Annotated in this window: 23 protein-coding genes; 8 read left to right on the plus strand and 15 right to left on the minus strand. The window is 63.2% G+C overall.

The window, feature by feature from the left end; genetic code table 11:
- Nucleotides 1-304 precede the first annotated feature (304 nt).
- Complete coding sequence (locus AB5Y94_RS11560) at nucleotides 305-844, plus strand: gamma carbonic anhydrase family protein (protein WP_005307602.1); 540 nt, start codon at nucleotides 305-307, stop codon at nucleotides 842-844.
- Nucleotides 845-933: 89 nt separating this feature from the next.
- Here the strand turns inward: AB5Y94_RS11560 and polA are convergent, their stop codons facing one another.
- Nucleotides 934-3,690: a DNA polymerase I gene (polA, locus tag AB5Y94_RS11565; RefSeq protein ID WP_368205555.1), complete on the minus strand. Its 2,757-nt coding sequence runs from the start codon at nucleotides 3,688-3,690 to the stop codon at nucleotides 934-936.
- Between the two features lie 400 nt (nucleotides 3,691-4,090).
- Between polA and elbB the strand changes: the two genes are divergently transcribed.
- On the plus strand, nucleotides 4,091-4,741 hold the full coding sequence (gene elbB, locus AB5Y94_RS11570; protein ID WP_005307597.1) for an isoprenoid biosynthesis glyoxalase ElbB: 651 nt from the start codon (nucleotides 4,091-4,093) through the stop codon (nucleotides 4,739-4,741).
- A gap of 72 nt (nucleotides 4,742-4,813) precedes the next feature.
- Here elbB and AB5Y94_RS11575 read toward each other — a convergent pair whose 3' ends face one another.
- The 4 genes from AB5Y94_RS11575 to AB5Y94_RS11590 all read right to left on the minus strand — a co-directional run bounded on the left by AB5Y94_RS11575 (nucleotide 4,814) and on the right by AB5Y94_RS11590 (nucleotide 8,262).
- Entirely contained in the window at nucleotides 4,814-5,023 is a 210-nt protein-coding gene (locus AB5Y94_RS11575; protein WP_005307594.1) for a cell division protein ZapB, read from the minus strand.
- Between the two features lie 237 nt (nucleotides 5,024-5,260).
- Nucleotides 5,261-6,541 (minus strand): hypothetical protein, encoded by a 1,281-nt coding sequence (locus AB5Y94_RS11580; RefSeq protein WP_005307590.1) that lies wholly within the window; start codon nucleotides 6,539-6,541, stop codon nucleotides 5,261-5,263.
- A 21-nt stretch (nucleotides 6,542-6,562) separates the two neighbouring features.
- Nucleotides 6,563-7,342 (minus strand): serine O-acetyltransferase, encoded by a 780-nt coding sequence (gene cysE, locus AB5Y94_RS11585; RefSeq protein WP_005307587.1) that lies wholly within the window; start codon nucleotides 7,340-7,342, stop codon nucleotides 6,563-6,565.
- An 8-nt stretch (nucleotides 7,343-7,350) separates the two neighbouring features.
- On the minus strand, nucleotides 7,351-8,262 hold the full coding sequence (locus tag AB5Y94_RS11590) for a cation diffusion facilitator family transporter (protein ID WP_010635505.1): 912 nt from the start codon (nucleotides 8,260-8,262) through the stop codon (nucleotides 7,351-7,353).
- An 86-nt stretch (nucleotides 8,263-8,348) separates the two neighbouring features.
- Between AB5Y94_RS11590 and AB5Y94_RS11595 the strand changes: the two genes are divergently transcribed.
- The 3 genes from AB5Y94_RS11595 to trmL all read left to right on the plus strand — a co-directional run bounded on the left by AB5Y94_RS11595 (nucleotide 8,349) and on the right by trmL (nucleotide 10,935).
- Entirely contained in the window at nucleotides 8,349-9,044 is a 696-nt protein-coding gene (locus tag AB5Y94_RS11595) for a response regulator (RefSeq protein WP_005307580.1), read from the plus strand.
- Nucleotides 9,041-10,396, plus strand: a complete 1,356-nt coding sequence (locus AB5Y94_RS11600) for an ATP-binding protein (RefSeq protein WP_005307577.1) — start codon at nucleotides 9,041-9,043, stop codon at nucleotides 10,394-10,396. The genes AB5Y94_RS11595 and AB5Y94_RS11600 overlap by 4 nt, the downstream gene beginning before the upstream one ends.
- Nucleotides 10,397-10,464: 68 nt before the next feature.
- Complete coding sequence (trmL, locus tag AB5Y94_RS11605; protein WP_005307574.1) at nucleotides 10,465-10,935, plus strand: tRNA (uridine(34)/cytosine(34)/5-carboxymethylaminomethyluridine(34)-2'-O)-methyltransferase TrmL; 471 nt, start codon at nucleotides 10,465-10,467, stop codon at nucleotides 10,933-10,935.
- A gap of 28 nt (nucleotides 10,936-10,963) precedes the next feature.
- Here the strand turns inward: trmL and dinF are convergent, their stop codons facing one another.
- From dinF to lexA, 4 genes are all read right to left on the minus strand, one after another.
- The gene (dinF, locus tag AB5Y94_RS11610) at nucleotides 10,964-12,385 is read right to left on the minus strand and encodes an MATE family efflux transporter DinF (RefSeq protein WP_279452096.1); all 1,422 of its coding nucleotides are present in this window, start codon (nucleotides 12,383-12,385) and stop codon (nucleotides 10,964-10,966) included.
- A complete protein-coding gene (locus AB5Y94_RS11615) occupies nucleotides 12,375-13,001 on the minus strand; it encodes an SCO family protein (protein WP_005307570.1) in 627 nt (208 codons plus the stop codon). The genes dinF and AB5Y94_RS11615 overlap by 11 nt, the downstream gene beginning before the upstream one ends.
- A gap of 209 nt (nucleotides 13,002-13,210) precedes the next feature.
- Nucleotides 13,211-13,498, minus strand: a complete 288-nt coding sequence (locus AB5Y94_RS11620; protein WP_005307567.1) for a hypothetical protein — start codon at nucleotides 13,496-13,498, stop codon at nucleotides 13,211-13,213.
- A gap of 446 nt (nucleotides 13,499-13,944) precedes the next feature.
- The gene (gene lexA / locus AB5Y94_RS11625) at nucleotides 13,945-14,568 is read right to left on the minus strand and encodes a transcriptional repressor LexA (RefSeq protein ID WP_005307564.1); all 624 of its coding nucleotides are present in this window, start codon (nucleotides 14,566-14,568) and stop codon (nucleotides 13,945-13,947) included.
- 204 nt (nucleotides 14,569-14,772) lie between these two features.
- Here lexA and plsB point away from each other — a divergent pair, with 204 nt between their 5' ends.
- The gene (gene plsB / locus AB5Y94_RS11630) at nucleotides 14,773-17,196 is read left to right on the plus strand and encodes a glycerol-3-phosphate 1-O-acyltransferase PlsB (RefSeq protein ID WP_368205556.1); all 2,424 of its coding nucleotides are present in this window, start codon (nucleotides 14,773-14,775) and stop codon (nucleotides 17,194-17,196) included.
- 61 nt (nucleotides 17,197-17,257) lie between these two features.
- On the opposite strand, the gene ubiA is transcribed toward plsB, so the two are convergent.
- Nucleotides 17,258-18,121: a 4-hydroxybenzoate octaprenyltransferase gene (ubiA, locus tag AB5Y94_RS11635; protein WP_005307559.1), complete on the minus strand. Its 864-nt coding sequence runs from the start codon at nucleotides 18,119-18,121 to the stop codon at nucleotides 17,258-17,260.
- The gene (locus tag AB5Y94_RS11640; protein WP_005307556.1) at nucleotides 18,118-18,654 is read right to left on the minus strand and encodes a chorismate lyase; all 537 of its coding nucleotides are present in this window, start codon (nucleotides 18,652-18,654) and stop codon (nucleotides 18,118-18,120) included. Before AB5Y94_RS11640 ends, ubiA begins: the two co-directional genes overlap by 4 nt.
- Before the next feature lie 145 nt (nucleotides 18,655-18,799).
- Between AB5Y94_RS11640 and AB5Y94_RS11645 the strand changes: the two genes are divergently transcribed.
- Both AB5Y94_RS11645 and AB5Y94_RS11650 read left to right on the plus strand, forming a co-directional pair.
- The gene (locus AB5Y94_RS11645) at nucleotides 18,800-19,234 is read left to right on the plus strand and encodes a flagellar basal body-associated FliL family protein (RefSeq protein WP_005307553.1); all 435 of its coding nucleotides are present in this window, start codon (nucleotides 18,800-18,802) and stop codon (nucleotides 19,232-19,234) included.
- Between the two features lie 105 nt (nucleotides 19,235-19,339).
- The gene (locus AB5Y94_RS11650; RefSeq protein WP_005307551.1) at nucleotides 19,340-19,510 is read left to right on the plus strand and encodes a hypothetical protein; all 171 of its coding nucleotides are present in this window, start codon (nucleotides 19,340-19,342) and stop codon (nucleotides 19,508-19,510) included.
- A gap of 4 nt (nucleotides 19,511-19,514) precedes the next feature.
- Here AB5Y94_RS11650 and AB5Y94_RS11655 read toward each other — a convergent pair whose 3' ends face one another.
- From AB5Y94_RS11655 to AB5Y94_RS11670, 4 genes are all read right to left on the minus strand, one after another.
- Complete coding sequence (locus AB5Y94_RS11655; RefSeq protein ID WP_010635514.1) at nucleotides 19,515-19,850, minus strand: DUF2799 domain-containing protein; 336 nt, start codon at nucleotides 19,848-19,850, stop codon at nucleotides 19,515-19,517.
- Between the two features lie 135 nt (nucleotides 19,851-19,985).
- A complete protein-coding gene (locus AB5Y94_RS11660) occupies nucleotides 19,986-20,108 on the minus strand; it encodes a hypothetical protein (RefSeq protein ID WP_005307545.1) in 123 nt (40 codons plus the stop codon).
- 74 nt (nucleotides 20,109-20,182) lie between these two features.
- The gene (locus AB5Y94_RS11665; protein WP_017766512.1) at nucleotides 20,183-21,163 is read right to left on the minus strand and encodes an MDR family oxidoreductase; all 981 of its coding nucleotides are present in this window, start codon (nucleotides 21,161-21,163) and stop codon (nucleotides 20,183-20,185) included.
- 29 nt (nucleotides 21,164-21,192) lie between these two features.
- Nucleotides 21,193-22,215, minus strand: a complete 1,023-nt coding sequence (locus tag AB5Y94_RS11670) for a LacI family DNA-binding transcriptional regulator (RefSeq protein ID WP_201893105.1) — start codon at nucleotides 22,213-22,215, stop codon at nucleotides 21,193-21,195.
- Nucleotides 22,216-22,234 lie beyond the last annotated feature (19 nt).

The raw sequence follows: 22,234 nt of genomic DNA on the forward strand, positions 1-22,234 counted from the left end.
TGTTAAAGAGCGACGCAGCTTTTGGCTGCTGCGGGAGTGGCATTCTACTCAACCGCCTTCTCGAGTCAAGCCTTATTTTCAAAGGCTTTTCGAGGTTACTGACTTGGCTTTCTGCGTTGCCGCTTGCCGTGTCGATGGAGGCGCATTATAGGGAGTGAATTCGTTCTGGCAACCCCTCCCCTGCAATAAAATTGCAAAAAACTGCACTTTTTTAGTTATTCATATCCAAGCACAGCTTTTATACAAACTTATCCACAGAAACCAGCACCGAATTGCTAGAATGGCCGAAAACAAGGAGGCCAAGATGGACTTGCGACTGAGACCCTACAAGGGAAAACGCCCGCAACTGGGCAAACGGGTATATGTGGACCCCTGCGCCACCCTGGTGGGCGATATCCAGCTGGGTGATGATGCCAGCATCTGGCCCATGGTGGCCGCCAGAGGGGACGTCAACCATATCCGCATCGGTGCGCGCAGCAACATTCAGGACGGCACAGTGCTGCACCTGACCCGCAAGAGTACCAGCAACCCTGTCGGCTATCCGTTGTTGATCGGGGAAGATGTCACGGTCGGCCACAAGGCGATGCTGCATGGCTGCACCATAGGCAACCGGGTGCTGGTCGGCATGGGTGCCATCCTGCTGGACGGGGCCGTGGTCGAAGATGATGTGATGATCGGTGCCGGCAGTCTGGTGCCACCGGGCAAACGGCTCGAGGCCGGCTTTCTTTATATGGGTAATCCCATCAAGCAGGCACGCCCTCTCAAGCCGGCCGAGATCGCCTTCCTCAAAACCTCGGCCGACAACTATGTCCTGCTCAAGGACGAATACCTGCAAGAGGCCTGAATCCAGATAGCCACAAACAGGAAGCCCGGCATGAGGCCGGGCTTCGCGTCTTATATAGCTATATAGGTGTCGATGACGACTGCCAACGATCAGTGGGCCTGATCCCAGTTGTCACCGGTGCCCGCTTCCACCACCAGCGGCACATGCAGTTCTGCTGCGGCTGACATCTTATCCTTGATGATGGCGATGCACTCCTCCAGCTTCTCTTCGCGGATCTCGAACACCAGTTCATCGTGTACCTGCATCAACATGCGGATCGACTCGTCTTCAATCCCACGGATCCAGTCATCCACGTTGATCATGGCGCGCTTGATGATGTCGGCGGCCGTACCCTGCATAGGTGCGTTGATGGCGGCCCGTTCGGCAGCTTTACGCAGACCGGCATTGCGCGACTTGATGTCCGGCAGATAGAGGCGGCGACCAAACAGGGTTTCGACATAGCCCTGGGCTTCCGCCTGCTGGCGAGTGCGCTCCATGTACTCCAGCACCCCTGGGTAGCGCTCGAAGTAGAGATCCATGTACTTCTGCGCCTCGGCACGGCCGATACCCAGCTGCTTGGCCAGACCGAAGGCGCTCATGCCATAGATGAGACCGAAGTTGATTGCCTTGGCGCTGCGACGCATGTCGCTGGTCACCGCATCGAGCGCGACGCCGAATACCTCGGCAGCGGTCGCCTTGTGGATGTCCTTGCCCTCGGCAAAGGCGGTCAGCAGCCCCTTGTCACCGGAGAGGTGGGCCATGATGCGCAGCTCGATCTGGGAGTAATCCGCCGCCACCAGCTTGTAACCGGCGCACGGAATGAAGGCCTGCCGAATACGGCGCCCCTGTTCGTTGCGTACCGGGATGTTCTGCAGGTTGGGATCGGTTGACGACAGTCGACCGGTCGCCGCCACCGCCTGATGATAGGAGGTGTGCACCCGCCCGGTCTGCGGCTTGATCATCAGCGGCAGCTTGTCGGTGTAGGTGGACTTGAGCTTGGCCAGCCCACGGTGCTCCATCAGCAGACGCGGCAGCTCATAGGTCTCCGCCAGCTCGGCCAGCACCTCTTCCGCAGTGGATGGCGCTCCCTTGGGGGTCTTTTTGATGATCGGCAGCCCCAGCTTGGTGAAGAGGATCTCCCCCAGCTGCTTGGGCGAGGAGAGATTGAACTCCTGCCCGGCCAGCTTGTGGGCCTGCTTCTCCAGCTCCGCCAGTCGCACTTCGATCTCCTGGCTCTGCTGATGCAGCAGCTTGGGCTCTATGGTGGTCCCGAGCCGCTCCATCCGTGCCAGCACCGGCAGCAATGGCAACTCGATCTCGCTGAATACCCTGGCGAGGCCCGGCTCGGCAGCGAGCTTGCCCCACAGCGCCTGATGCAAACGCAGGGTGATGTCGGCATCTTCCGCCGCGTAAGGAGCCGCCTGCTCCAGCTCGATCTGGTTGAAGGTGAGCTGCTTGACCCCCTTGCCGGCAATATCTTCGAACGAGATGGTCTCGACGTTCAGATACCTGCGAGCCAGCGAGTCCATGTCGTGACGGCTGGCGGTGGAGTTGAGCACATAGGACTCGAGCATGGTGTCGTAGGCGATACCCTGCAGCTCGATGCCGTGATTGAGCAGCACGTTGCGATCGTACTTGAGGTTCTGCCCCACCTTGAGTCGGGTCGGATCTTCCAGCAGCGGCTTGAGCTTGCCGAGCACCACGGCCTCGGTCAGCTGCACCGGCGCCCCCAGATAGTCGTGACCGAAGGGCACATAGGCCGCCTTGCCCGGTTCGATGGCAAAGGAGACGCCAACCACCCGCGCCTCCATATAATCGAGACTGGTGGTCTCGGTGTCGAAGGCAAACAGCGGCGCCGCCTGCAGGCGTGCCAGCCAGTCGTCGAACTCGGCCTCGTCCAGAATACAGCAGTAGTCGGTTTCGATGGCCGCTTCCTGAGGTGCGGCGTCTTCATCTCCCTCGGTCGAAGCGGCCCCTTCCTCACCACCGGACTCCAGCTCTTTTATCAGGTTGCGCAGCTCATACTCGCGATAGACCGCCAGCAGGGCTTCCTTGTCGATGGGGCCAAGCTCCAGCTCTTCCAGGCTTTGCTCCAGCTCAACGTCGGTCTTGATGGTAGCCAGCAGATAGGAGAGGCGTACCTGCTCCTCCTGCTCGCGGAACTTGTCTGCGAATGCCTTGGAGCCGCGGAAACCGAGTGCCGCCACCTTGTCGAGGTTGGCGGCGATCTCGTCGATGCTACCGATCCCCTGCAGCAGGGCCAAGGCTGTCTTCTCGCCGACGCCGGTCATGCCGGGGATGTTGTCCACCTTGTCCCCCATCAGAGCCAGGTAGTCGATGATGAGCTCTGGCGGTACGCCGAACTTCTCGATCACCCCTTCCCGATCGGTCTTCACGTCCTTCATGGTGTCGATCAGGGTGACATGGTCGGAGACCAGTTGCGCCATGTCCTTGTCGCCGGTGCTGATCAGCACCGGCAGCTGTTTCTCGGTCGCCTGACGGGCCAGGGTGCCGATCACGTCGTCCGCCTCCACTCCCTCCACCATCAGGAAGGGGAAACCCATCGCCTTGATCATCTGGTGGATGGGGGCGACCTGGCTGCGCAGATCATCCGGCATGCTGGCCCGGTTGGCCTTGTATTCGGGATAGATGTCGTCGCGGAAGGTCTTGCCCTTGGCATCGAACACCACGGCCACATGGCAGTCGGGGTACTGCTTGCGCAGGCTGCGCATCATGTTGGCCATGACACGGACGGCGCCGCTCGGCAAACCGGTCGAGGTGCGCAGATCGGCCTGCTGAGAGGCAAAGAAGGCGCGGTAAAGATAAGAGGAGCCGTCGACCAGAATAAGGGGATTGCTAGGGGCCATGAAATCGTCCTGCCAGAGATAAACAGCCGCTAGGATGCCACAGGGCCCCCCTCGCACCAAGAGGGGGGGCGACCCGGTCGAGGGATCCTCATCGACTGCCACGCTGTGGATAACTCTGTGCTCAAAAATGGCGTGATTGATGAAGCCCAGTGAAACCACTGTGGATAAAAAATGAAAATCGCATATATAACAACGAATTGAGATCGTTAAAACCGATCGCCAGACCGTTGAAATGATCTCGATCAATGTGGAAAAAGATTTAAGGGAGTAAACGCGGCAGGATCCGAAACGAAACAATCCTAGCACAGCAAGATGACTTGACCAGCGGAGGACGAACGATAACCATACAAAAGTACAACAATCCATCCTGGCTCACATTTTCAACAACGAGGAGTCTGTCATGAAAAAAGTGGCCGTGATCTTGAGTGGCTGTGGCGTCTTTGACGGGGCCGAAATCCACGAGACCGTCATCAGTTTGCTGGCGCTGGCCAGGCAGGGCGCCGCCGTGCAGTGCTTCGCGCCCAATGTTCCGCAGCTCCATGTCGTCAACCACCTGAGCGGGGAAGTGAGCGAGGGAGAGAGCCGCAACGTGCTGGTCGAAGCCGCCCGCATCTGCCGCGGCCAGATCAAGGACGTGGCAGAGCTGGATGCAGCCGACTACGATGCCCTGCTGGTGCCGGGCGGCTTCGGCGCCGCCAAGAACCTGTGCGACTTCGCCATCAAGGGAGCCGAGTGCCAAATCCAGCCGGATGTGCTGAAGGCGTGCCAGAGCTTTGCCAAGGCCAACAAGCCAGCGGCCTACATCTGCATCGCACCGGCCATGATCCCGCTCATCTACGGCGCCGGCACCCTGGCCACCATAGGCCACGACGAGGGCACCGCCAACGCCATCGAGGCGATGGGGGGCAGCCATCTCAACTGCCCGGTCAACGAGTTCGTGGTGGATCAGGAACGCAAGGTGATCTCCACCCCCGCCTACATGCTGGCCAGCAATATAGTGGAAGCGGCGGACGGCATCGAGAAGACCGTCAAGCAGCTGCTGGCGCTCTGACTGCCAGATTGACCCAAACAAACGGGCCGCTCATGGAGCGGCCCGTTTTCAATTCTCGCGTATAGCGACGGATTAGATGCTTTCGCCCATCTGATCCATCTTGCCCAACAGGGCACGCAGACGCTCTTGCCAGGCAACGTGCTCGTTGCGCAGCTGATGGTTCTCGTCTTGCAGCTTGCTGTTCTGCTCTTTCAGCTCGTCCAGCTCCATCTTCAGCAGGGAGATGTTGTCGACGGCGGATTGTACTTTGGATTCGAGTTGCTCAAGGACTTCTAGTGACATATGCATACCTGTATGTTCAATTGCGATGCCCCACAGAGGGCGATTCAAGCGCGTGAAGCCAGCATACCCTGATGGCATCGGCACAAACAAGCCGGTGCGCTGTAAAATGCGCCTTCCATGGATGTATTGACTAAATATGCGTCTATTTTTCTCGCATCCTGCGCCGGGGCCACGGCAGGGCCCGCACAAGCCGCCATTGCATCCGATCTGCTCCCCTATTCACATCAACCGGACGCCTCAGCTGTGCAGGGCGATATAGGCCCCCAGCAGCAGACAGGCAACCCCGTACATCAGCAGGCCGTAGAGCAGGTTGCCGCGCAAAATGGCCCCGGCACTCAGGTTGTAACGGGAGGCCAGCGCCAGGTTGGAGCCGGAGAGCGGGCTGGTGCCGGTGGCCAGCCCCCACCCCAGCAAAAAGGTCATGCCGAGCAGGCTGGGATCCGGTGCCAGTGGCCACAGCAGCGGCGCCAGCCCGGAGATGCTGATGAGCGGGTGTACTCCGACGATGGCCACCAACAGGATCAGCAGCAGGGTGAGCGAGGCCTCCAGCCAGCCGAAGTGATGGAAGAAGGGCAAGCCGTGGCCGCCGCCCAGCTCGAGTACCGACAAGGCGCTGTTAATGCCGGCAGCCAGCAGGCCAGCCCCCAGAAACAGCACAATCTGACCGCCGATGGCGGGAAAGCGCTCCACCACCTGCCGCTTGAGGGCAGGGCCTCGCCCCGTGCTCGGCATAAAGGCAAACGCCAGCAGCGGCGCCACCAGGGCGATCACCGCCAGGATGCCGAGATCCGGCCAGATCTGCTTGATCAGCAGCACCAGCCCGGCCAGGGCAACTGGCAGCCCCAGGGTCTGCAGCCGCAGCGGGTAGCCGGCAAAATCCACCACCCCCAGCCGCTCCACCTGCCAGGCGGTCAATCCCATCGCCAGCAGGGTCGCCACCAGCCCGAACGGCAGGATCTGCGACAGTTGCAGACCGGGGGCATAGGTAAGCGCCACCGCCATGGCGACGAAGAAGGGGGACCAGAAGGCCGCGGCGCAGAAGATCCGGCTCAGCACCAGTACCTGACGCCGCTCCAGGGTGCCGCTCCGTTCCAGCCGATCGCCGATGATGAACAGCACCGAGAGGTTGATGACGGCCCCCAGCAGGTTGAGGCTGGCCATGGTGCTCCACAGCCCCTTGCGCCCTTGCCATGAGGTGGTGCCGGTCAGCAGGCCCGAGGTGGCGAGATTGAGGGTGCTCACCGCCGCAAACATGGTGAGCATGTTGATGTTGGGCAGCAGCCAGTCCGCCGGCTGGAGGCTAGCGCCTTGCCAGCAGGAGAAGATCAGCAGGGCCAGTGCCGCCCCGTACAGGGCCAGCGCCTGACGGCGCGCCGCCCCAACCAGCCAGGGCCAGGTGAGCAGGGAGGCTCCCCAGGCGGCGATGGCCGCCGGCCAGGGGGAGAACCCCAGATAGAGGTGCAGCAGGTTGAGCAGCCACATCCCCAGGATCAGATAACCCGACCAGCGCTTGGCCATCGACTCGCCTCGGTCAGGGGATCAGAGACACTGATCCATGTCCAGCGACGGCTTCTCGCACTCCGGACGACCCACGATCTTGGCGGGCACGCCCGCCACGGTGGTGTGCGGCGGCACCGGGTTGATCACCACGCTGCCGGCGCCGATCTTGGCGCCCATGCCCACTTCGATGTTGCCGAGCACCTTGGCGCCCGCCCCTATCATCACCCCTTCCCGGATCTTGGGATGGCGATCGCCGCTCTCCTTGCCGGTACCGCCCAGGGTGACGCTCTGCAGGATGGAGACATCGTCCTCGATCACCGCCGTCTCGCCGACCACTATGCCAGTGGCGTGGTCAAACATGATGCCCTTGCCAATGCGGGCGGCCGGGTGCACGTCCACCCCGAACACCACGGAGATCTGGTTCTGCAGGTAGAGCGCCAGCGAACGACGCCCCTGGCGCCACAGCCAGTTGGCGACCCGATAGCCCTGCAGGGCGTGGAACCCCTTGAGATAGAGCAGCGGGGTAGAGAAGAGGTCGACCGCCGGGTCGCGCTCCTGCACCGCGCAGATGTCGGCGGCGACCATGGTCAGCAGCTCGGGCTCGCTGCGCAGGGCCAGCTCGATCACCTCGCGCAGGGCGATGGCGGGCATGGTGGCGCTGTCGAGCTTGTTGGCCAGCTGGAAGCTGAGAGCCGAACGCAGGTTCTTGTGATTGAGAATGGTGGAGTGGAAGAAGCTGGCCAGCATGGGCTCTTCGGTCGCCATGCTCGCCGCTTCTTGCTGAATTTTTTGCCAGGTTCTGGCAACCAGATCATCCATGTTGCAGCCTACTGTTGTTCTGAGGGAGTGCCTTGCTGTTCCTTGTGCACCACGGAGATGGGGTCCATGTGGATGATGACATCCATGCGCTCGAATGCCTGACGAACAGCCAGTTCGGCTTCATCGGCAATCTGATGGGCCTTGACCAGAGGGAGCTGATCGTCCAGTTCCAGATGCAACTGCACGAAGCGGGTCGGACCGGACTGGCGGGTGCGCAGATCATGCACCCCGTGTACACCTTCGACGGCACAGCAGAGGGCCATTATTCTCGCTTGTTCCTCGGCTGGCAACTGACGATCGAGCAGCGCCTGCACCGATTCATAACCGATGTGCAACGCCCCCCACAGCAGGAACAGCCCGATCAGGATGGCAAACAGGCCGTCGGCCCAGTACCAGCCCTGCCCCGCCAGCACCAGTGCCAGCAGCACGCCACCGTTGAGCAGCAGATCGGAGCGGTAGTGCAGCATGTCGGCCTTGATGGCCACGCTGTTGGTCTTGCGGATGACGAAACTCTGGAAGCTGACCAGCAGCAGGGTCAGCACGATGGAGCCACCGCTGACCCACAGACCCGCCTCGAGCCGCTCCAGCGGTGCCTGCTTGAGCAGGGAGGATATGCCGTGCATCACCAGCAGCAGGGCGGAGCCCGAGATGAAGGCTGACTGGATCAGCCCGGCCAGCGACTCCGCCTTGCCATGGCCGAAGCGATGCTCGTCGTCGGCCGGTGACAGGGCGTAGCGAATGGCCAGCAGGTTGATGATGGAGGCGCTCACGTCCATGAAGGAGTCGGTGAGAGAGGCCAGCAGGCTCGAGGAGTCGGTCATCAGCCAGGCGATCAGCTTGCCGGTGATCAGCAGGGTAGCGGTGGTGACGGCGGCCATGCTGGCCAGCGTCACCCAGCGGGAATATTGTTGATGGCTCAAAACCGGCTTTCCTCTTGCGGTTAAAAATCTATTATACCCTGACCCCTGCGCCAGTCTGGCGCGAAAAATCAGCGGAATGACTTCAGATGCACAAAATACTCCTGGTCGACGACGATCTCGAGCTGACCCAGTTGCTCACCGAAATTCTGACCCTGGAAGGCTTCCAGGTGACCGTCGCCGAGGATGGCGAAGAGGGGTTGCAGCGGCTGGCCGAACAGCACTTCAACCTGGTCCTGCTGGACGTGATGATGCCCAAGCTCAACGGCTTCGCCATGCTGACCCGGCTGCGCAAGACCCACGACACCCCGGTGCTGATGCTGACCGCCCGCGGCGACAGCCAGGATCGGGTCAACGGTCTGGAGGCCGGGGCCGACGACTACCTGGCCAAGCCGTTCGATGACAGGGAGCTGCTGGCCCGGGTGCGCGCCATCCTGCGCCGCACCCAGGGCAGCCAGCCCCAGCGCGGCGGCAGTTCTGACGAGGTACGCTTCATGGATCTGGTGCTGCAGCCCGGTCTGCAGCAGGCCAGCTGCCACGGCGATATGCTGGAGCTGACCGCCACCGAATTCGGCCTGCTGGAGTGCCTGTTGCGCAACCCGGGCCAGATCGTCAGCAAGAGCCAGCTCTCCGAGCTGGTGCTGGGCAAGAAGCTGGAGCCCTTCGATCGCGCCATCGACATGCACCTGAGCAACCTGCGCAAGAAGCTGCCTGAGCGCACCGACGGCCAGCCCCGCTTCAAGACGGTGCGCGGCCGTGGTTACCTGTGGCTGGAACAGGCATGAGAACGGCCCGCACCTTCAACGGTCTCTCCACCCAGATCTTCCTCTGGTTCTGGTTCATGCTGTTGCTGGTGGTGGCCGCCGTGGTGATCCTGCCGACCCTGGATCCCCGCAACATCATCCCACTGCCGGCCCACGAGATCGCCCGCCTCAACAACAATCTGAAGGCGCTGCAGAAGGGGGCGGACCCCACTCAGGATTTCGATCTGGCCCAAGCCATCGACGCCGCCGGCCTGCTGCCGGTGGACAACATCTACCTGCGCGATGCCAAGGGACAGATGCAGTCCAGCACCCGCCTGAGCAAGTTCGTGGTCCGTTTCATGCTCGATTCGGACAACCCGGCCAAGCCCATGCTGGGCAGCGAGCACAAGCGGGCCATCGCCGGCCCCTTCCAGATGGAGCATCGCGGCCAGATCTACCACGTCTACTTCGGCCTCAACGTCGAGAACTCCTATCTGTTCCTGTTCATCCAGATCCTGGATCACCCGATCCAGATCCTCGGCATCGCCATGCTGGTCAGCACCCCGCTCTGCCTGCTGCTGGCCTGGCGGCTGACCCGCCCCATCCTGCAGCTGCAGCAGTCGGTCTCCCAACTGGCGGAGGGCAATCTGGAGGCGCAGATCCCCAACCTGGGGCGGCGGGACGAGATAGGCCAGCTGGCGGATCACGTCAGCCACATGGTCGATACCCTCAAGAACATGATCCAGAAGCAGAAACAGCTGCTCTCCGACATCTCCCACGAGCTGCGCAGCCCGCTCACCCGCATCCAGCTGGCGCAGGCGTTGATCCGCCGCAAACAGGGTGACAGCAACGAGCTGGCCCGGATCGAATCGGAGATCGGCCGGCTCGACAAGCTGATCGGCGACCTGCTCGACCTGTCGCGGGTGCAGCAACATGTGGAGGCGCCGGTGGTGATGCCGCTGGCCGATCTGCTGGAGCCCATCCTGGACGACGCCATGTTCGAGGCAAACCAGAGCGGCAAGCAGCTCAGGTTGCCGCCGCTGCCCACCGACTCCCTGCGGATGTGGCCCGATCTGCTGGCCCGGGCGCTGGAAAACCCGCTGCGCAACGCGCTCAAATATGCCCGCGAGTTCATCAAGGTGGACTGGTACCGGGAGGGACGGGAGTGGGTGATGACCATCCGCGACGACGGCCCAGGCGTACCGGTGGAGCAGCAGCCGCAGCTGTTCCTGCCCTTCTTCCGGGTGGATGATGCCCGCAACGCCAAGACCGGCGGCACCGGATTGGGGCTGGCCATCGCCGCGGAGGCCATCCTGCGCCACGGCGGCACCATCCGCGCCAGCAGCAACCACCCGGCCGGGCTGACCATCACCATCCGCCTGCCCATCGGCTGAGCAGGCCCTTTTCATCCGCCCGGGCGCTGGGTATGCTGGCGCCCTTTTCACCCCATCAGGACGCCGTCATGCTCGACATCGTGCTCTACCAACCGGAAATTCCGCCCAACACCGGCAACATCATCCGCCTCTGCGCCAACACCGGCTATCGGCTGCACCTGATAGAGCCGCTGGGGTTCGAGTGGGATGACAAGCGGGTGAAACGGGCGGGGCTCGACTATCACGAGTTCGCCGAGGTGAAGCGCTGGCCGAACTTCGAGGCCTTCCTGGCGGCGGTAGCGCCGACGCGGGTATTTGCCTGTACCACCAAGGGACGCACCGCCCATTCGGCAGTGCAGTTTGCCGCCGGGGACGCCCTGTTGTTCGGGCCCGAGAGCCGCGGCCTGCCCATCGAGATCATCGAGAGCCTGCCGTTCGAGCAGCGGCTGCGCATCCCCATGCTGCCCCAGAGCCGCAGCATCAATCTCTCCAACGCGGTGGCGGTATTCGTCTACGAAAGCTGGCGCCAGCTGGGCTACCCCGGCTCGCTGCAGGTCTGAACCGGATCTGCCTGAGTAGATAGCGGGCTCAGGAGGAGGCCTGCTGCGCCTCCCCCGCCCCGTGGGGTGAGTGGAGCAGCCGACCATCGCGCTCCAGCTGCCAGCAGAGCCAGCCCAGCGTCAGTCCCCGCCCCGCCATCAGGGCCGCCATCGCGGCCCACAAGGCCGCCACGCCCCAGCCCTGACAGAGCCACCAGACCGGGAAGAAGCCGCCGAGGGCCGCCACCAGCATGCTGTTACGCATCTCCCGGGCCCGGGTCGCCCCGATGAAGACCCCGTCCAGCAGGAAACACCAGACCGCCAGCAGCGGCATGGCGATGAGCCAGGGCAGCTGCGCATTGGCCGCGGCGATCACCGCCGGCAGATCCGTGATGTACTCAATCAGCCGGCTGCCTCCCAGCGCAAACAGCAGGCTGAAGCCCAGCGCAATCAGCAGTGCCCAGCCTAGGTTGAGGCCGATGGCCTCGCGCAGTCCCTGCCGATCCCGCCGCCCGATGGCGCGCCCCACCATGGCCTCCACCGCATAGGCGAAGCCGTCCAGCCCGTAGGAGATGAGCATCAGGAAATTGAGCAGCACCGCATTGGCGGCCACCGCCACGTCTCCCAGCCTGGCCCCCTGCAGGGTCATGAAGGCGAAACAGAGCTGCAGACAGAGGGAGCGGATGAAGATGTCCCGGTTCAGGGCCAACAGTCGCAGCAACGCGGGCCACTGGCGCCAGCGCTGCCAGGCCCCCTGCCACGCCACCGGCGCCAGCCGGCGCAGGTGACGGCTCACCAGCCAGAGCCCCAACCCGAGCGCGCTGTAGTCCGCCAGCAGCGAGGCGCCAGCGACCCCCTTCACCTGCCAGCCCAGCCCCAGCACGAACCAGGCATCGAGCCCCATGTTGACCAGGTTGGTGAAGATCAGCAGCAGCATGGGGCTGCGCGCATCCTGCATGCCCAGCAACCAGCCCATGATCACCAGGTTGCAGAGCGCCGCCGGGGCGCTCCAGATCCGTACCGAAACATACTCGGCGGCATAGTGCTGCACCTCGGCGGAGCCACCGCTGAGGGCGATGAGGGTGGGGAGCAACGGCAGCAACAGCAGCAACAACGCCAGCCCCAGTGCGATGGCGAGACCCAGCGCCCTGGCCAGGGTGTCGAGCTGGCCGGCCGGGCTGCTCGCGCCATGGGCCTGGGCGGTCAGGCCGGTGGTGGACATCCGCAGAAAGCCGAGCAGCCAGAACAGCAGGTTGATGAGGGTGGCCCCAACCGACACGCCGCCGAGGAACCAGGCCTGGCCGAGATGACCGATCACCCAGGTGTCCACCAGCCCCAGCAGCGGGGTGGTGACATTGGAAAAGACCATGGGCAGGGCGAGGGCAAACACGGCGCGATGGCGGCGCCCGTCTCGCCACCAGGCGGGGGTCAGCATGCCGGAGGACGTCCGTTGCTCATCACTATTCGCCATCCAGCCGCACTATCCTGGCAAAGTCCGACACCATGCTCGCCATCACCACCCTGGGCACCCCGTCCTCGCTCAGACGGGGGCGAAACACGGCTTCCAGTTTGCCGGCCGGATTGATGAGCACGATGGAGGCGGAGTGGTCGATCAGGTAATCCTTCTCCCCCTGATCGGCGATGGAGTAAATGAGCCCCAGATTGCGCACGAAGGGAAACAGCTTGTCGTGGGGGCCGGTCGCCGCCTTGAACTCCGGGTTGAAGAAGGCGGTATAGGTCTTGAGGCGGGCCACGTCGTCCCGCTGGGGATCCGCCGAGATGAACACCACCTGGCTGCTCGGAGCTATCTTTTTCAGTTCGGGATAGACGGAACGCAGATCCGCCAGGGTGGTCGGGCAGATGTCGGGACAGAAGGTGTAGCCGACGAACAGGAAGGTCCAGTGGCCGGTCAGGCTGGCCGGCACGAAGGGCTGACCATCCTGATCGGTGAAGGCAAACGGATTGATGTCCCGCCCCGCCGGGTAGTAGTCGGCATGCTCGGGCAGGGAGGGCTGGCTCCAGTAAAAACCGCCCATCATGCCCCCGACCAGCAGCAGAAACAGCAAGGGGTAACGTGGTTTCACCATAAAAAACAAACCCTTTACGTCGACACGCCCGCCAGCCGGGCCAGAATGAAAGGGTTATTGTAACCCAGTGAGCACCGGGCCGGTCACTCCCTTGTCACGGTTGCCCGTTCGCTGGCCAACTTTGGTCAGAAGATGACGCCAGGGTCTGCAAAGCGACGCCGGATCGCCCAAAACGACAGCCCCACCGGGAGGTGGGGCTGTTAACGGGGTCAGGGTTGTTGTCGGCGCCGCTCGTGCAGGCGGCGGCTCGAGGCGCGCAGCGGGATGACAGGGGCGGTCCAGAGATCATCAGCCAACCCCTGCTCGTGATGGCTGTGAAACAGGCGCACCAGGCGGACAATCTTGTCCTTCGGGCACCCCAGCCAGATGGTCCAGCAGGCGCCCTTGTGGTGCACCCAGAGCGCGTAGAAACGGGTCATCCGGTTACCCTTGATGAAACGGGTGATGGAAGAAACGGGCGATGCCAGACCCGGATCCCATGGCGAGCTTGAAGCCATACCTGTCCTCCTTGATCAACAGGTCACGTCGACCGGCACCGTCCACCACCGCAAGGGGCGACCCGATGACTGCCGCGTGTCGACTGCGCGAGTGTGCCGCTGTTGTGCCGACTGCCGGCGCCCTGCTGGCCACTCTCCCTTCTATCCCGCTGACGCCTCTGCCCCCGGACGAGGCACACATGCTGCCTGCACCGGGCGCGAAGCGCTTGTTATTCCCTGCTGCCCTCGGGGTTCCTGCCACCAGCGACGCGAAGCTGCGCGTCTTGCCGAGCATCGGGGGGCGGCTCACGCCAGTGAGCCAGCCTTACCAAATGATATATCTGAAATGAATCGCCTGCGGCGAGCGCCCGCAGACAAAAGTGCCGGGTATCAGGATCTGATTGAAATCACGGGGAAAGGAGCGCAGAAACAACAGGGCCTCCCATGGGAGGCCCTGTTGGCACGGATTACATCCAGTCGGCGTTGCGAATGACGCCGACCGCCAGCCCCTCGATGGTAAGGTGCTGGCTGGCGAGATCCACCTCGATGGGGGAGAGCTCTTCATTCTCCGGCAGCAGCCACACCTGGCTGCCCTTGCGCTGGAAGCGTTTGACGGTGACATCTTCGTCGAGCCGCGCCACCACCACCTGACCGTTGCGTACCTCCTGGGTCTTGTGCACCGCCAGCAGGTCGCCATCCAGAATGCCGATGTTCTTCATGCTCATGCCCTGCACCCGCAGCAGGAAGTCTGCCCGCGGGTGGAACAGGGCGGGATCCACCTGGTAGTGGCTCTCGATGTGTTCCTGCGCCAGGATTGGCTCGCCGGCAGCCACCTTGCCGATCAGCGGCAGACCGCTCTCTTCCAGCTGCTCTTCCTCTTCGAGCAGCAGGCGGATGCCGCGGGACGTGCCCGGCATGATCTCGATGACCCCCTTTTTGGCCAGGGCCTTCAGATGTTCCTCGGCCGCGTTGGCCGACTTGAAACCAAGCTTCTGGGCAATCTCGGCGCGAGTCGGCGGCATGCCGGTCTCGTTCATGTTCGCCTTGATCAACTCCAGCACTTCGGCCTGGCGGGGAGTAAGGGGTTTCATAGCATGGGCACCTGTCTTTTTATACAGCACACTGGCAGTATATACAGTGCAGTGGCCAAGGCAAGCCGCAGCTGACATTTGTCGCAGCCCTCTGTTCATTTGCCATGGTTTTGATCCCGCGCAGCCGACTCATCGTACCTCTCGGCGACAAGCAGTCGGTGATTTGCTATGCTCACGCCGCATTTTTTTGGAGAGCAGACGCACATGTCCCTTGGACAGAAGATTTCCAGAGCCATCTTGCAATGGCCGGTCAGCGGCTTGGTCAATCACAAGAGCCTGCCGGAAAACCCTATCACGGAACTCAAGCTGGATCCGGCCAGACCCATCGTCTATGCCCTGAAGACCAGCTCGATCACCGACCTGATGACCCTGCAGCAGTGCTGCGAGGATCTCGGTCTGCCCGGCCCCTTCACGCCGCTGGAGTTGAACGGCCAGCTGCTGCCGCGCTATGTCTGTCTGGATCGTCCGCCTCCCCTGTTCGGCAAACGCAGCAAGCCGCTCCCCTTCCTGCAGGAGTTCCACCAGTTGCTGGATTTGCACAAGCAGGATCCGGCGCTGGACATCCAGGTGGTGCCCGTCACCCTGTTCTGGGGCCGTGCCCCGGGTCGGGAAGGCGAGGAGGCCTCCGGCTGGAACATCATCAGCAGCCTGGCACCGAACCGCCTGAAGAAGGCGCTGATCGTGATCCTGAAAGGACGCGAGAACCTGGTGCGCTTCTCTCCGCCGCTCTCCCTGCGCTACATGGCGGACAAGCACGGCACCGACGAGGCCATCGCCCACAAGCTGGCACGGGTGGCCCGCACCCACTTCAGCCGCCAGCAGCTGGCCGCCACCGGGCCCAAGCTGCCCAACCGCAACTTGCTGTTCAAGCAGCTGCTCGACTCTGGCGTGATCCAGCAGGCCATCGAGGAGGAGGCCCAGCGCGAGGGTATCAGCCTCGATAAAGCCCAGAAACGGGCTCATGGCTACATGGACGAGATCGCCTCCAACTTCTCCTACCGGTTGATCCGGCTCGGCGAGAGCTTCCTCGGCTGGCTGTGGAACAAGCTCTATCGCGGCCTGTCGGTCAACGGCGCCGAGAAGGTGCGCCAGCTGGCCCAGGAGGGTCACGAGATCGTCTACGTGCCCTGCCATCGCAGCCACATGGACTACCTGCTGCTCTCCTACGTCATCTATCACCAGGGCATGGTGCCGCCCCACATCGCGGCCGGCATCAACCTCAACTTCTGGCCGGCGGGCCCCATCTTCCGCCACGGCGGCGCCTTCTTCATCCGCCGCACCTTCAAGGGCAACCCGCTCTACAGCACGGTATTCCGGGAATACCTGAACCTGCTGTTTGCCAAGGGCTACTCGGTGGAGTTCTTCACCGAGGGCGGTCGCTCCCGTACCGGTCGCCTGCTGCCACCCAAGACCGGCATGCTGGCTATGACCCTGCAGGCCATGATGCGCGGGCTCGATCGGCCGCTCACCTTCGTCCCCGTCTACCTGGGTTATGAGCACGTGATGGAGGTGAACACCTACCACAACGAGCTCAAGGGTAGCCGCAAGGAGAAGGAGAGCTTCCTGCAGGTGCTCGGCATCCTGCGCAAGCTGCGCAACTACGGCCGCGGCTTCGTCAACTTCGGCGAGCCACTGACCCTCAACAGCTACCTCAACGAACACGTGCCGACCTGGAAGGAGCACATCGGCGAGGAGGAGCGTCCCGAGTGGATGGCTGGCACCGTCAACCAGCTGGCCGAGCTGCTGATGACCCGCATCAACGGCGCCGCCGCCGTCAACGGCCTGACCCTGAGCGCGCTGGCGCTGCTGGCCGCCGAACGCCACGCCCTCACCCGCGACGAACTGCAGGCCCAGCTCAACACCTATCTGGACCTGCTCAAGCAGGTGCCCTACAGCCCGCACAGCACCATGCCGGCCGAGGATGCCAAAACCCTGCTGGATCAGGCGATGGAGCTCAACAAGTTCGAGGTGAGCGAGGACAAGCTGGGACAGATCGTCAGCCTGGACCGCTATCAGGCGATCCTGCTGACCTACTACCGCAACAACATCCTCCACCTGTTCGCCATGCCCTCGCTGGTGGCGGCCCTGATCGAGCGTTGCGAGGGGATCTCCCGCGGCGAGATCGTCGCCCGCTGCATCGACATCTACCCGCTGCTCAAGACCGAGCTGTTCCTGCGCTACGAAGAGGATGAGCTGCCAGAGCTGGTCGATGCCCTGCTGGCCGAACTGCAGCGCCAGCAGCTGATCGAGGCCCGCGACGGCGGCTTCTGGGTCAATCCGGTCAACCAGACCCGTCTGCTGCTCTTGGCCGAGAGCATCCAGGAGACCCTGCAGCGTTACGCCATCGTGCTGACCCGGGTACTGGCCCAGCCCCGTATCGAGGCGGAGCAGCTGGAGGCTGACGGCCTGATGATGGCGGAGCGCCTCGGCACCCTGCACGGCATCAACGCCCCCGAGTTCTTCGACCAGAAGCTGTTCAGCACCCTGATCCACACCCTGCGCAGCGAAGGCTATCTGGATCCGGGCTGCAAGCCGGATCTGGGCCGCTTCCAGGCGCTGGCCGACAACATAGTGCCGCTGCTCAGCACCAAGATCCGCCGCACCATTCAGGCGGGCAACCGGACCTGAGCCGGGACACACCAATGAAAAAGGCCGCATGTCGCGGCCTTTTTCATTGGGGAAAACGAGTTCACAGGTAGTTGATCACCACCCCGGCGAAGATCAGCGCCCCTACGTAGTTGTTGTTGAGGAACGCCTGGAAGCAGGCTTCCCGCGCCCGCTCGCGGATCAGCCGCTGCTGATAGACGAACAGGGCTGCCGCCGCCAGCAACGACCAGTAGTAGCTAGATCCCAGCTCGCTCAGCTGGCCCACCAGCAGCAGGATCAGCAGGGTCAGCAGCTGCAGCGCGCCTATGATCCGCTTGTCGTGGCGGCCGAACAGGATGGCACTCGACTTGAGACCGAGCTTGAGGTCATCGTCCCGGTCCACCATGGCGTACTCGGTATCGTAGGCGATGGTCCACAGCAGGTTGGCGAAAAACACCAGCCAGGCCACGGCCGGCAGGGCGTTGGCCTGGGCCGCGTAGGCCATGGGAATGGACCAGGAGAAGGCCATGCCGAGCACCAGCTGGGGGATCGGGATGTAGCGCTTCATGAAGGGGTAGCAGACCGCCAGCAGCAGGGCCGCGAACGACAGGCCGATGGTGAGCGGGTTCATGGTCAGCACCAGGGCGAACGAGATGAGCGCCAGCACGGCGAACAGCGCCAGCACCTCACGCGGCTTGACCTTGCCCATGGGCAGCGGTCGGCCGGCGGTACGCTTCACGTGACCATCGAAGTTGCGATCCGCATAGTCATTGATGACGCAACCGGCGGAGCGCATCAGAAACACCCCCACCACGAACACCAGCAGGGTCCAGAGATCCGGCAGGCCATCGGCCGCCAGCCAGAGCGCCCACAGGGTCGGCCACAGCAGCAGCAGGGTACCGATGGGCTTGTCGATGCGAGCCAACTGCACGTAGGCCAGTCCCCGCTCCTTGGTTAACAGATTCACTCCAGCTCCTTGTTGCATGACAGAGAGGGCAAGAAGAGTTCATGGACCAGCAGTGGCCATTGCCCCAGAAACAGACGGGAACGGCGTCCCCACACGATGCCGGCCGGACACCAGGGATTGCTCGCAATCTCGAAACAGGCCAGTTGCAGGTGATCGCGCCGGGCAGGCTCGTCACCGAAGATACGCTCACCCAGAGGCTGCTCGCCCAGCTCGCGCAAGCCGCTGTCCGGCAAGGCAGCCTCGGCGAACAGGGTCCAGCCCAGCAGGGCCGGCCCACGATCACCGTGCAGGATCACCTCGCGGCACAGGCCAGCCGGATGATCGGCGGCCACCAGCTGCTGCTCGTCGGCATCGAGGGGGACGCTGCGGTTGCCGAGCAGTTGCACCGAAAAGTGGTGATTATGGCGGCGCAGGCGCCGGGTCATGGAGTCCGCCTCCAGCAACCAGGGCAGCAAGGCCTCGGGCGGCTCGCACTGCGCGGGAGTCCGCCAGGGCTCCAGCCGGACAAGGGGAACAGTCAACTCGGACTTCACAGCTTCACCATCCGGAGATTTCCGTTATCAGGTTAAAATCCGGTTTATTATCCGTAAATCAATCGAGAATTGTAAGAACATCCGTGCTTGACGGCCCCGATGGCAACATCAAAAATGGGGTATCTCTTGCTGATGAGCCATCCATATGAAGCTATTCAAATTTCTGCTGGTGTTGTTGCTGAGCTGCGGTGCACTCCAGGCCTATGCCTCCGAAGGGGGGGAAGCACCCGCAGAAGGAGAAGCGGCGGCGGCCAAGCCGGGATTCCTCTACCACCTGCTGGATCCCGACATCATCACCAACTACCTGAGCGACGGTAAAACCCTCGGCTACGTCCGGGTGACGGTGGAGCTGATGGCCGAGAACGAGGCCGACCTCAAGCTGCTGGAGCAGCATGACCCCCTGATCCGCGACGCCATCATCCGCCTGATGGGCAGCAAGACCGCCGATCAGATCAAGTCCCTGGTCAGCCGTGAAGACCTGCGCAAGGAGTGCGAGACCCGGGCCAACGAGCTGCTGGTGAAAGAGAGCGGCAAGAAGGCGATACGCGAGCTCATCTTCACCAAATTCCTCTATCAGTAATCTCCCGTCATCACGAGCGGGCCATGCGATCATCCGGGCCCGCTCGCTGTTTTAGAAATGAAAATTGATTACACTAGGGCCCACTGAGTTGTCGAGGTAGTCGGAATGGGCAACAAGACCCTGTGTGAATGGCGTCGCAGCGAGATCCCGGCCGATCTCAAGACCCTGCGCAAAATCGTGCGCAAACCCAAGTTCGTCTGCGGCAAGTGTGCCCGCAGCGCCAACGACAAGAGCTATCTGTGTCAGCCGCTGCGGTTGAAAGAGAAAGAAGCCTGACCGGCTATTGATCGGTCCAGCCCTGGCGCCCCTGCTCGAACAGCCGGCGTGCCTGGACGTCGTTGGGGCAGACCCCGCGGTACTCCTCACCGGAACGGCCCGCCAGATAGAGATGTTCCGGTCGGCAGTACCAGGCCAGCCCTTTCTGGTGTCCCTGTTTCCACAGCTCGGCATCCACCTTCTCGCCGCACTGGGCCTGATGGAACTCGACCCGCTCGGCGGTGAGGCCCAGCTTGCCATCCGCCTCCCCCACCTCGCTCCACACCTTCTCGCACGGATCATCCGAGTGGGAGGCACAGCCCCCAAGCAGGGCGGCAAACACTATCACCGAGAGTCGCATAGTCATCCTTGAGTGTCGTTTGGGCAGTTCATTCTAGCCAGCCCGCCGCCGGCCTCCAAGTGCCTCTCCCCATTCCTGTGAGCCGCCCAAAAAAACAGGCGGGCCCGAGGCCCGCCTGTGTATTCAATACGCGGATTACTGGTCGTCGAGAGGGTCATCGTCCTGCCAGCTCTCGTCTTCCCATTCATCCAGCTCGTCCTCCCAGGATTCCGGCTCCCACTCGTCGTCGAGGTCGTAATCCGGCTTGTGTCCACCCATGCTCATTCTCCTTGGATAGTGCACCCGCACTCAAAGTCTATCCAGAAAAATGGGGCTCGCCAGTCAGCGGGAGTTCAAAGTTTGACCAGGGTGCGGCCAGCAATCTTGCCCTGGGTGATGGCCTCGGCGGCCTCCACCACCTGCTCCAGTCCAATCTCGGTCACCGCCTGCGCGAAGAAGCTGGCGGGCAGATCCCGGGCCAGTCGCTGCCAGGCCAGCTGGCGACGTGCCAGCGGGCACATCACCGAGTCGACCCCTTGCAACCGCACGTTGCGCAGGATGAAAGGCATCACGCTGGTGGGCAGATCGAAGCCGCCCGCCAGGCCGCAGGCCGCCACAGCGCCGCCGTAGTTCATCTGGGCCAGCAGCTTGGCCAGCACCTGACTACCGACACTGTCGATCGCCCCGGCCCACAGCTGCTTCTCGAGCGGCTTGGCAGGCTCCAGCAGCTCGCTGCGCGGCACGATGCGGCTGGCACCGAGCGCGGTCAGCATCTCGCCCTGCTCCTCGGGACGACCGGTCAGCGCCGCCACCTGATAACCCAGCGCGGCCAGCAGTGCGACCGCGGTGGAGCCCACCCCGCCAGCGGCGCCAGTCACCAGGATCTCGCCGCTCTGCGGGGTCACTCCCGCCTCTTCCAGCGCCAGCACGCAGAGCATGGCGGTCAGGCCGGCGGTGCCGATGCACATGGCCTGGCGCTCATCCAGCCCGGCCGGCAGCGGCACCAGCCAGTCGGCCTTGACCCGCGCCTGTTCGGCCATGCCGCCCCAGTGCCCTTCCCCCACACCCCAGCCGGTCAACACTACCTTGTCGCCCGGCTGATAACGCTCGTCGGCAGACTCGAGCACGGTACCGGCGAAGTCGATGCCGGGCACCAGCGGCCACTGGCGCACTATCTTGCCCTTGCCGGTGATGGCCAGCCCGTCCTTGTAGTTGATGGAGCTGTAACTCACCGCCACCCGCACTTCGCCTTCCGGCAGCTGGCTCTCGCCCAGCCGGGTGAGGGTCGGTACCGTCTTGCCTTCTTGGTTTTCCAGTAACAGAGCCTTGAACATGGTTGCCTCTTTGATGAGTGTGAAAAGGATCAGCTGCTTTGCCGCTTCTGCAGCTGGAAGTCGAGGGTCAGCGCCGAGCCCATGACGGGTTCACCGGCCAGCTGACGCAAGATGAGATCGGCCGCCTCCTGCCCCATCCGCTGATAGGGGATGCGGACCGAGGTGAGGGCCGGGTAGCAGGCGCGCGCCACGTCCAGATCGTCGAAACCGGCGATGGCGAGCTTGCCCGGCACGTTCAGGTGGCGGCGCTGGCATTCGAACAGCACCCCGGCCGCCAGCTCGTCGTTGACGCAAACCAGCGCATCCAGCTCGGGCCAGCGCAGCAGAAACTCCCCCAGCATGGCCGCCCCGGTGCTGAAGCTGGGTCGCTCCGAGGTGTTGATGATGGCGTCGGGGGAGAGGTAGTTGTCCAGCAGTGCCTTCTGCCAGCCCTGCATGCGCTGCTGCAGCATCCACTGCTCCTGGCGGGCGCAGAGAAAGCCGATATTGCGGTAGCCGCGCTCGATGAGGTGGCGGGTCAGCTGATAGCCGGCATCGAAGTTGGAGACCCCGACGTTCATGTCGATGGGGCTGCGGGCCATGGCCCCCACCTCCACCACCGGCAGGCGGGCCGCCTTCAGCCGCTGGCGGATGGTCTCGCCGGGATCGCTGCCAAACAGCACCACGGCCGCCGGATTGTGCTGCAGAAAGCTGGTCAGCAGGTTCTCTTCCTGCTGTTTCAGGTGCTGGGCATCCCCCAGCATGATCTGGTAACCCTCCCGGCGCAGGCTCTGCTGCAGTCCGGCAATTACCTCGCCGCAGCCGCAGTCGGTCAGGCTGGGCACGATCACCACTATGGTCTGGGAGGTGGCGGAAGCCAGCGCCCCCGCCGCCCGGTTGGGGATATAGCCGAGTTCGTCCACCGCCGCCTCGATGCGCTCGCGCATCTTGTCGGACACCAGCTCGGGGGTGCGCAGGGCGCGCGACACCGTCATGGCCCCCACGCCGGCCAGCTGGGCCACATCGTTGAGGGTCACCCGACCCGTGCTACGGCGTTTCTTCGCTTCTGACATCCTTTCCCTTCCTCGGCAT

Source organism: Aeromonas sp. s5, from assembly GCF_040907865.1.
GTDB classification, from domain to species: domain Bacteria; phylum Pseudomonadota; class Gammaproteobacteria; order Enterobacterales; family Aeromonadaceae; genus Aeromonas; species Aeromonas dhakensis.

Excerpts from the sequence above, each read along its gene's own strand:
- AB5Y94_RS11560 (WP_005307602.1), top strand. The coding sequence starts at position 305 with ATGGACTTGCGACTGAGACCCTACAAGGGAAAACGCCCGCAACTGGGC.
- polA (WP_368205555.1), bottom strand. The coding sequence starts at position 3,690 with ATGGCCCCTAGCAATCCCCTTATTCTGGTCGACGGCTCCTCTTATCTT.
- elbB (WP_005307597.1), top strand. The coding sequence starts at position 4,091 with ATGAAAAAAGTGGCCGTGATCTTGAGTGGCTGTGGCGTCTTTGACGGG.
- AB5Y94_RS11575 (WP_005307594.1), bottom strand. The coding sequence starts at position 5,023 with ATGTCACTAGAAGTCCTTGAGCAACTCGAATCCAAAGTACAATCCGCC.
- AB5Y94_RS11580 (WP_005307590.1), bottom strand. The coding sequence starts at position 6,541 with ATGGCCAAGCGCTGGTCGGGTTATCTGATCCTGGGGATGTGGCTGCTC.
- cysE (WP_005307587.1), bottom strand. The coding sequence starts at position 7,342 with ATGGATGATCTGGTTGCCAGAACCTGGCAAAAAATTCAGCAAGAAGCG.
- AB5Y94_RS11595 (WP_005307580.1), top strand. The coding sequence starts at position 8,349 with ATGCACAAAATACTCCTGGTCGACGACGATCTCGAGCTGACCCAGTTG.
- AB5Y94_RS11600 (WP_005307577.1), top strand. The coding sequence starts at position 9,041 with ATGAGAACGGCCCGCACCTTCAACGGTCTCTCCACCCAGATCTTCCTC.
- trmL (WP_005307574.1), top strand. The coding sequence starts at position 10,465 with ATGCTCGACATCGTGCTCTACCAACCGGAAATTCCGCCCAACACCGGC.
- dinF (WP_279452096.1), bottom strand. The coding sequence starts at position 12,385 with ATGGCGAATAGTGATGAGCAACGGACGTCCTCCGGCATGCTGACCCCC.
- AB5Y94_RS11615 (WP_005307570.1), bottom strand. The coding sequence starts at position 13,001 with ATGGTGAAACCACGTTACCCCTTGCTGTTTCTGCTGCTGGTCGGGGGC.
- AB5Y94_RS11620 (WP_005307567.1), bottom strand. The coding sequence starts at position 13,498 with ATGGCTTCAAGCTCGCCATGGGATCCGGGTCTGGCATCGCCCGTTTCT.
- lexA (WP_005307564.1), bottom strand. The coding sequence starts at position 14,568 with ATGAAACCCCTTACTCCCCGCCAGGCCGAAGTGCTGGAGTTGATCAAG.
- plsB (WP_368205556.1), top strand. The coding sequence starts at position 14,773 with ATGTCCCTTGGACAGAAGATTTCCAGAGCCATCTTGCAATGGCCGGTC.
- AB5Y94_RS11645 (WP_005307553.1), top strand. The coding sequence starts at position 18,800 with ATGAAGCTATTCAAATTTCTGCTGGTGTTGTTGCTGAGCTGCGGTGCA.
- AB5Y94_RS11650 (WP_005307551.1), top strand. The coding sequence starts at position 19,340 with ATGGGCAACAAGACCCTGTGTGAATGGCGTCGCAGCGAGATCCCGGCC.
- AB5Y94_RS11655 (WP_010635514.1), bottom strand. The coding sequence starts at position 19,850 with ATGCGACTCTCGGTGATAGTGTTTGCCGCCCTGCTTGGGGGCTGTGCC.
- AB5Y94_RS11660 (WP_005307545.1), bottom strand. The coding sequence starts at position 20,108 with ATGGGTGGACACAAGCCGGATTACGACCTCGACGACGAGTGGGAGCCG.
- AB5Y94_RS11665 (WP_017766512.1), bottom strand. The coding sequence starts at position 21,163 with ATGTTCAAGGCTCTGTTACTGGAAAACCAAGAAGGCAAGACGGTACCG.
- AB5Y94_RS11670 (WP_201893105.1), bottom strand. The coding sequence starts at position 22,215 with ATGTCAGAAGCGAAGAAACGCCGTAGCACGGGTCGGGTGACCCTCAAC.